8 protein-coding genes and 1 pseudogene are annotated in these 8,102 nt (G+C 71.1%); 7 read left to right on the top strand and 2 right to left on the bottom strand.

The annotated features are described in order from the left end of the window. Positions 1–879: NAD(P)-binding domain-containing protein (locus tag ACE3O1_RS13590; RefSeq protein WP_374315911.1), on the top strand; the 879-nt coding region annotated here is incomplete at its 5' end. Between the two features lie 17 nt (positions 880–896). Here the strand turns inward: ACE3O1_RS13590 and ACE3O1_RS13585 are convergent. Further along, positions 897–1,919 carry a serine hydrolase domain-containing protein gene (locus ACE3O1_RS13585; RefSeq protein ID WP_374315909.1) on the bottom strand — a complete coding sequence of 341 codons (1,023 nt, stop codon included), beginning with the start codon at positions 1,917–1,919 and terminating at the stop codon, positions 897–899. 117 nt (positions 1,920–2,036) lie between these two features. Between ACE3O1_RS13585 and ACE3O1_RS13580 the strand changes: the two genes are divergently transcribed. Then, a complete protein-coding gene (locus tag ACE3O1_RS13580) occupies positions 2,037–3,437 on the top strand; it encodes an APC family permease (protein WP_374315907.1) in 1,401 nt (466 codons plus the stop codon). A gap of 27 nt (positions 3,438–3,464) precedes the next feature. After that, positions 3,465–4,109: an SDR family oxidoreductase gene (locus tag ACE3O1_RS13575; RefSeq protein ID WP_374315905.1), complete on the top strand. Its 645-nt coding sequence runs from the start codon at positions 3,465–3,467 to the stop codon at positions 4,107–4,109. Positions 4,110–4,134: 25 nt separating this feature from the next. Here the strand turns inward: ACE3O1_RS13575 and ACE3O1_RS13570 are convergent, their stop codons facing one another. Beyond that, positions 4,135–4,344, bottom strand: a complete 210-nt coding sequence (locus ACE3O1_RS13570) for a DUF1653 domain-containing protein (RefSeq protein ID WP_374315903.1) — start codon at positions 4,342–4,344, stop codon at positions 4,135–4,137. A 57-nt stretch (positions 4,345–4,401) separates the two neighbouring features. On the opposite strand from ACE3O1_RS13570, the gene ACE3O1_RS13565 reads away from it, so the two are divergent. The 4 genes and pseudogenes from ACE3O1_RS13565 to ACE3O1_RS13550 form a co-directional block, all read left to right on the top strand. Continuing rightward, on the top strand, positions 4,402–5,451 hold the full coding sequence (locus ACE3O1_RS13565; RefSeq protein WP_374315901.1) for a zinc-dependent alcohol dehydrogenase family protein: 1,050 nt from the start codon (positions 4,402–4,404) through the stop codon (positions 5,449–5,451). Positions 5,452–5,695: 244 nt separating this feature from the next. Beyond that, complete coding sequence (rpsA, locus tag ACE3O1_RS13560) at positions 5,696–7,144, top strand: 30S ribosomal protein S1 (protein WP_374315899.1); 1,449 nt, start codon at positions 5,696–5,698, stop codon at positions 7,142–7,144. Positions 7,145–7,263: 119 nt separating this feature from the next. Then, complete coding sequence (locus ACE3O1_RS13555) at positions 7,264–7,815, top strand: GIY-YIG nuclease family protein (protein ID WP_374315897.1); 552 nt, start codon at positions 7,264–7,266, stop codon at positions 7,813–7,815. A gap of 77 nt (positions 7,816–7,892) precedes the next feature. Beyond that, positions 7,893–8,102, top strand: a pseudogene (locus ACE3O1_RS13550) (hypothetical protein); the annotation flags it as partial.

The raw sequence follows: 8,102 nt of genomic DNA, 5'->3' as shown, positions 1-8,102 counted from the left end.
CTGCCCGGGTTCCCGGTGCCCCCGGCCGACCCGCGGGCGGCGAGCCGCGACATCCTCCCCGCCTACTTCGCCGCGTACGAGGAGCGCTACCGGCTCGACGTCGTCCGGCCGGTGCGCGTGCGGGCGGTGCGGCGCGAGGACGAGGATCCCGCCGGACGGCTGATCGTGGAGACGGATGCCGCGACCTGGGCCGCTTCGCACGTCATCAACGCGACCGGCACGTGGTCCCGCCCGTTCTGGCCGCACTACGCCGGGCAGGAGCGGTTCCGCGGAAGGCAGCTCCACGTGGCGGACTACGTCTCCCGCGACGAGTTCGCGGGGAAGCGGGTGGTGATCGTCGGGGCGGGCATCTCGGCGGTGCAGCTGCTCGACGAGATCTCCCACGTCGCCGAGACGTTCTGGGTGACGCGCCGGGAGCCGGAGTGGAGCGAGGACGAGTTCGACCTCCCCGCACGCGTCGCGGCGATCGCCGGCGTCGAGGACCGCGTGCGTCGCGGGCTGCCGCCGGGCAGCGTCATCTCGGTGACCGGGATGCACTGGACTCCCTGGGCCCGCGCCGCGCAGGAGCGGGGCGTGCTCGTGCGGCATCCGATGTTCGCCTCGATCGAGGAGCACGGGGTTCGCATGCCCGATGGGACGTTCGTCGCGGCCGACGCGATCCTGTGGGCGACGGGATTCCGCGCCGCGATCGACCATCTCGCGCCCCTGCGGCTGCGCACGCCGGAGGGCGGCATCCGGGTCGCCGACGGACGATCGATCGACGAGCCGCGGCTGTTCCTCATCGGCTACGGGCCGTCGCAGTCCACGGTGGGGGCCAATCGCGCGGGGCGGGATGCCGCGCGCGCGATCATCGCCGATCGTGCGGCGCTCGCCGCCTGAGCGCTTCGGCGCCCGGGTCAGCCCGCGAGGTGGTCGCGGAACGCCCGCACCACGCCCCAGGCGCCCTCGGACGTGTTCGAGACGATGGTCACCGTCGCGCGCGTCTCGGGATCGAAGCGCGACCGGATCGAGACGCCGGCGTCGTAGCCCTCCAGCACGACGCCCGGCCCTTCGCGATCGAGCCAGAATCCCAGCCCGTAGCGGAGCCCCTCGGACGGGACGTCCTCCCGGGGACGCCACATCTCGGCGACGGTGGCACGCGGGAGCACGGCGCCGTCCGCCAGCGCCCGCCACAGCCGGCTGAGATCGGCCGCCGTGGTGAACGCTCCGCCGTCGCCGTTCCCGCGGACCGGGAGGTGCAGCACGTTGGTGCGCAGCGACGCGGGGTCGGCGTAGACGTACCCCAGCGCGGCGTCGCCGGGGAGCTCGTCGAGACGGAGGTATCCGGTGGCCCCGAGCCCGGCCGGGGCGAACACCCGGGTCGCGACGAGATCGTGGAACGGCATGCCGGACGCCCGCTCGGCCACGATGGCCAGCACGATGTACCCGCCGTTGTTGTAGGCGAAGCGCTCACCGGGGGCTGACTTCTGCGCGTGGCCGTCCACCGCGCGCACGAACGCCTCGGTCGCGGCGAGCTCGTGAACCGGAACGGTGAGGACGTAGTCGTCGACCTCCCAGTCCGCCTCCTCGTCGAGGTAGTCGCCGATGCCCGACGTGTGGGACAGCAGATGCTCGACGGTCACACGGTCGTCGATCGCGGTCAGATCGCCGCCGAGGATGCCGCGCACCGGCGTGTCGAGCCGCAGGGTGCCGTCCTCGACGAGCGACATCACCGCGAGCGCCGTGAACGCCTTGCTCGCGCTGGCCATGCCGAAGCGGGTCCCGGCGGTGTTCGGGATGCCGTGCGCCCGGTCGGCGAGCCCGTATGCGGCCGCGAGGACGACCTCGCCGTCGAGGTCGACCGAGACGACGCCGCTCATCGCGTCGGCCCGCGCGCGGTCGTCGAGGAGGGCGGCGAGCTGATCGAGATCTGCTGTCATACCCCGACGCTAGCGTCACGGGTCATGTTCGCCTGATCCCGGCCGTCGCGCGAGAGGGGAGCGGGTACGGTGGCTGACGAGCCGCGCCGGGTGGCGACGAATCCTGAAGGACCACGCATGAGCATCACCAGTGAACTCTTCCGCCGAAAGCCCGTCACCCCGCCGGCGCCCTCACCGGGCGGTCTCACGCGCGGGATCGGCACGTTCCAGCTTGCGATGCTGGGTGTCGGTGCGACGATCGGCACGGGAGTCTTCTTCGTCATGCACGAGGCGGTGCCGCTCGCCGGTCCCGCCGTGATCCTGGCCTTCCTCGTCGCGGCGGTCGCCGCCGGGCTCTCGGCGGTCTGCTATGCCGAGATGGCGTCGGCGGTGCCCGTGTCGGGCTCGACCTACTCCTACGCGTACGCCACCCTCGGGGAGATCGTCGCGATCGGCGTGGCGGCCTGCCTGGTGCTCGAGTACGGCGTGTCGACGGCGGCCGTCGCCTCGGGGTGGAGCGGGTACCTCGACCGACTCGTCGGCGACCTGTTCGGCTGGACCATCCCGCCGGCGCTGACCGTCGGTCCGCTCGAGGGCGGGGTGATCAACCTTCCCGCGGTGGTGCTCGTCGCGCTGTGCGTCCTGCTGCTCGTCCGGGGGACGCGCGAGTCGGCGACCGTGAACACGATCATGGTCCTCATCAAGATCGCGGTCCTCCTCATGTTCGGCGCGATCGCGATCACCGCGTTCCAGGGCGACAACTTCGCCGACTTCGCCCCGCAGGGCGCCGCGGGCGTGACGGCCGCGGCCGGGACCATCTTCTTCACGTTCATCGGCCTGGACGCGGTGTCGACCGCCGGCGACGAGGTGCGCGATCCCCAGCGGTCGCTGCCTCGGGCGATCATGATCGCCCTCGCCGTCGTGGTCGCGGTCTACCTGTTCGTCGCGATCGCCGCGGTGGGCGCGCAGCCGTGGCAGGACTTCGAGGATCCCGACCAGCAGAGCGCCGGTCTCGCCGTGATCCTCGGCGATGTCCTCGGCGCGCAGTGGCCGGCGACGCTGCTCGCCGCGGGCGCGGTCATCTCGATCTTCTCCGTGACACTCGTCACGCTGTTCGGGCAGAGTCGCATCCTCTACGCGATCGGCCGGGACGGCCTGCTTCCGAAGCCGTTCGCGCGTGTGGCGCCGCACACCCACACGCCCGTGTTCGCGACAGCGGTCGCCGCCGGCGTCGTGGCGCTGCTCGCCGGCCTGATCCCGCTGTCGAACCTGTGGGACATGGTGTCGATGGGCACCCTCGTGGCGTTCATCGTGGTGTCGATCGCAGTGATGGTGCTCCGTCGCACGCGTCCCGACCTGCCGCGCGCGTTCCGCGTCCCGGGATATCCCGTGACGCCGATCCTGTCGATCCTCGCGTGCCTGTACCTGATCTCGGGCCTCGGCTGGGAGACCTACGCGTGGTTCGCCGCATGGGTCGCCGTGGTGCTCGTGTTCTACCTGCTGTGGGGTCGCAGGCACAGCCTGCTGGCTGCGCGCTAGCGTGGAACGACCGACGAAAGGACTCCCATGGCCCGCATCCTGATCTTCGGCGGACACGGAAAGGTCGCTCTCCTCCTCGAGCCGCTCCTCGCGGCGCACGGGCATACCGTGACGGCGGTCATCCGCAATCCCGCGCATGAGGCCGATGTGGCGGCGACGGGCGCGCAGCCCCTGGTCGCCGACATCGAGTCGTTCGACGTCGCGCAGCTGACGAACCTCATCAGCGGCAACGACGTCGTGGTCTGGTCGGCCGGCGCGGGCGGAGGCGACCCGGCACGGACGTACGCCGTCGACCGGGACGCCGCCATCCGCTCGATGGACGCGGCGCGAGCGGCCGGGGTGGACCGCTACATCATGGTGTCCTGGATCGGCTCCCGCGCCGATCACGGCATCGCCGCGGACGCCTCGTTCTTCCCCTACGCGGACGCGAAGTGGGCCGCCGACGCTCACCTCGCCGCCAGTGACCTCGACTGGACGATCCTGGCACCGGGCACGCTCACGCTCGATGCGCCGACGGGGCGCATCGAGCTCGATCCCGAGGGAAGCGGCGAGGTGTCGCGCGCGGACGTGGCGGCCGTGATCGCCGCGGCGATCGCCGACGACTCCACGATCGGCAGGACGATCCGCTTCGGCGCAGGCGACGAGCACATCGGGCACGCCATCGCGGGCTGACGCTGTGCCGCGCCGGACCGAGCGGTCAGTCGACGCGGACGAAGCGGGGTCCGGCGTAGCCGTCCCGTTCGACGGGCTCGTTCCACATCGCCAGGGGCCGCACCCACAGTCCGGAATCGCCCGAGAGCGGACGGTAGACGACGAGCTGCTCCTCGGTCTCGCTGTGCCGGGCGACGCCGACCACCTCGTAGAGTCCGCCCTTGAAGTGGCGATAGGTGCCCGGCTCGGGGATCATGCGCCCACCCTACGCGCGCGCCGCCACGCCCACTGCCGCGCGGCCTAGGCTCGGAACATGCTTGCCACCGTCATCCACGCCGCGCGCGACATCCGCGTAGAAGAAGTCCCCGATCCCGAGCTCTCCACCGGCGGCGACGCCATCGTGCGGGTCGTCGCCGCGTGCGTCTGCGGCTCGGACCTGTGGCCGTACCGCGGCGTGACCCCCACGGACGAGCCCCACCGGATCGGCCACGAGTTCGTCGGCGTCGTCGAAGCCGTCGGACCGGAGGTGCGCGAGGTGCGCGTCGGCGACTTCGTGATCGCGCCGTTCTACGTGTGCGACGGCACCTGTGCGAACTGCCGCAACGGGGTGAGCACCTCGTGCCTCACCGGCGGTTGGTGGGGGAGCGCCGATCGGCTGGGCGGCTTCGCCGACGGCGGACAGGGCGAGCGCGTGCGCGTCCCGCTCGCCGACGGCACGCTCGCGGTGGTGCCGGGACCCGTCTCGGACGACGAGATCCCGGGGCTCCTGACCCTCAGCGACGTCATGGGCACCGGGCACCACGCTGCCGTCTCCGCCGGGGTCGGTCCGGGCGACTCGGTGGCCGTCGTCGGAGACGGCGCCGTCGGGCTCTGCGCGATCATCGCGGCCAAGCGCCTCGGCGCGACGACGATCATCGCGATGTCGCGCCACCCGCAGCGTCAGGCCCTCGCGCGCGAGTTCGGGGCGACGCACATCGTGGAGGAGCGCGGCGATGACGGCGTCGCGCGCGTGCGCGAGCTCACCGGCGACATCGGCGCCGACCGTGTCCTGGAGTGCGTCGGCACGAAGGAGTCCATGGACCAGGCGCTGCGCTCGGCACGGCCCGGAGGGATGGTCGGCTACGTCGGCGTGCCCAACGGTGGTCCGGAGCTGCCCATCCGGCAGATGTTCGGCCGCAACGTCGGCGTGAACGGCGGGGTTGCGCCGGTGCGCGGATACATCGCGGAACTGCTGCCCGACGTGCGCTCGGGCGCCATCCGGCCCGGGCTCGTGTTCGACATGGAGCTGCCGCTGACCGAGGCCGCCGAGGCCTACGCGGCGATGGACGAGCGACGTGCGACGAAGGTGCTGCTGCGCCCGTAGCGTCGGCCCGCTGCGCCCTGCCGGGAACATCGCGGGGCGGGGCTGCGTTCTGATACCCTGGACTGTCACTCGTGTGGCTCGTATCGCCACGCCTCGGCTCCGGCACGCGCGGGACGCAGAGTGGCATCGCACCAAAATCAATCCGCTTCGCTTCGGCTCGAGGCATCCGTTCGCCATGGCGCGATCGGACCGCGAAAACTCGGACCGAGCCCGACACCCCAACCCAACAAGGACAACCCACTACATGACTACCGCAACGACCGCCCCGGCCACCAAGCAGGTCGCGATCAACGACATCGGATCTGCTGAGGACTTCCTGGCAGCGGTCGAGAAGACCCTCAAGTTCTTCAACGACGGAGACCTCATCGAAGGCACCGTGGTGAAGATCGACCGCGACGAGGTCCTCCTCGACGTCGGCTACAAGACCGAGGGCGTCATCCCCTCGCGCGAGCTCTCCATCAAGCACGACGTCGACCCCAACGAGGTCGTCAAGGTCGGCGACGCCGTCGAGGCGCTGGTTCTCCAGAAGGAGGACAAGGAAGGCCGCCTCATCCTGTCGAAGAAGCGCGCCCAGTACGAGCGCGCGTGGGGCGACGTCGAGAAGATCAAGGAGAACGACGGTGTCGTCACCGGCTCCGTGATCGAGGTCGTCAAGGGTGGACTCATCGTCGACATCGGCCTCCGCGGCTTCCTGCCGGCCTCGCTCATCGAGCTGCGCCGCGTCCGCGACCTCACGCCGTACCTCGGCCAGGAGATCGAGGCCAAGATCCTCGAGCTCGACAAGAACCGCAACAACGTCGTGCTCTCGCGCCGCGCCCTGCTCGAGCAGACGCAGTCCGAGTCGCGCACCACGTTCCTCAACAACCTGCACAAGGGCCAGGTCCGCAAGGGCGTCGTCTCGTCGATCGTCAACTTCGGTGCGTTCGTCGACCTCGGCGGCGTGGACGGCCTCGTGCACGTCTCCGAGCTCTCGTGGAAGCACATCGAGCACGCGTCCGAGGTCGTCGAGGTGGGCCAGGAGGTCACCGTCGAGATCCTCGAGGTGGACCTCGACCGCGAGCGCGTCTCCCTGTCGCTGAAGGCGACGCAGGAGGACCCGTGGCAGGTCTTCGCCCGCACCCACGCGATCGGTCAGGTCGCTCCGGGCAAGGTCACCAAGCTCGTTCCGTTCGGTGCGTTCGTCCGCGTGGCGGACGGCATCGAGGGCCTCGTGCACATCTCCGAGCTGTCGGGCAAGCACGTCGAGCTCGCCGAGCAGGTCGTGTCGGTCGGCGAAGAGGTCTTCGTCAAGATCATCGACATCGACCTCGAGCGTCGCCGCATCTCGCTCTCGCTGAAGCAGGCGAACGAGTCGGTCGACCCCTTCGGCACCGAGTTCGACCCCGCCCTGTACGGCATGGTCACGGAGTACGACGAGAACGGCGAGTACAAGTACCCCGAGGGCTTCGACCCCGAGACCAACGCCTGGCTCGAGGGCTTCGACGCTCAGCGCGAGAAGTGGGAGCAGGAGTACGCTGCGGCCCAGGGTCGCTGGGAGGCTCACAAGGCCGCCGTGGCGAAGGCCCTCGAGGCCGAGGCCGCCGCTCCGGTCGAGACCGGCGCGTCGACCTTCTCGTCCGAGAGCGGCCCTGCGGGCACGCTCGCCGACGACGAGGCGCTCGCCGCTCTGCGCGAGAAGCTGTCGGGCCGCTGATCACCGCATCGGTGATCGAGTAGCGCGCAGCGCATCGACACATCGAAAGGGCCGGGACCTTCGGGTTCCGGCCCTTTCGCGTGCCCGGCGATGTCGGAGCCGGTTCCTACACTCGCGGTGTGCCCGGTCAGTGTCTCGTGGGGAGCGGATGCCGCGGCCCCGTCCCCGTCGATGCTCCGGTGCCGCTGTGCGAGTGGCATCTGGCCGCGGCATCCGAGTGGGACCAGCGTCGCAGCGGCGTGACCGACGCGCTGCCGGCTCCGTGCGGCCTGTGCGGCTCGCGCCTCGGGGTGTTCTACCCGTCGGGATGGCTGTGCGCGGTGTGCGAGTGGCGCCACGGCGACGTCGTCGACCACGAGCTGCCGCCGCCGCGCGTCGACGTCGTGTACTACCTGCGCTACGACGACCGCATCAAGATCGGCACGACGGCGAACCCGCGCCAGCGGCTGTCGGCGATCTGGCACGACGAGCTGCTCGCCTTCGAGCGCGGCGACCGCCTGCGGGAGCGTCGGCGTCATGCGCAGTTCGCGGGCGACCGGTTCGCCGGCACCGAGTGGTTCCGCAGCTCTCCCGCCCTCCTCGAGCACATTGGCGGGCTGGCAACCGGTGTCGAGGACCCCTGGCTGCTTCACGCGCGGTGGGTCAGCGAAGCGTTCGCCCGCACCGGGTGACGGTCCCGGCGCGCCGGTTCAGCGGGCTCCAAGGAAGCGGCTCTAGCGTCGGAGTCCCCACGCACACGGAGGACGACATGGGATTCATGGACCGCCTGTTCGGAAGCGACGAGCCCGACCGTCAGGCACCGCCCGTGCCTCAGGCAGGCGGCGGCCGGCCGGGCACGCAGCCGCCGCGCAGCGAGGACGAGATCGCCATCGAGCGGTACCGCTACCTGCTGCGCACCGCACCGCCCGAGACGATCGAGCAGGTCCACGCCGAGGCGTTCGCGAAGCTCACCGATGCG

Source organism: Microbacterium sp. (assembly GCF_041909575.1).
Classification (GTDB): Bacteria; Actinomycetota; Actinomycetes; order Actinomycetales; family Microbacteriaceae; genus Microbacterium.
Note: the sequence above shows the minus strand (reverse complement) of the source record. Positions and strands in the feature narration are given on the sequence as shown.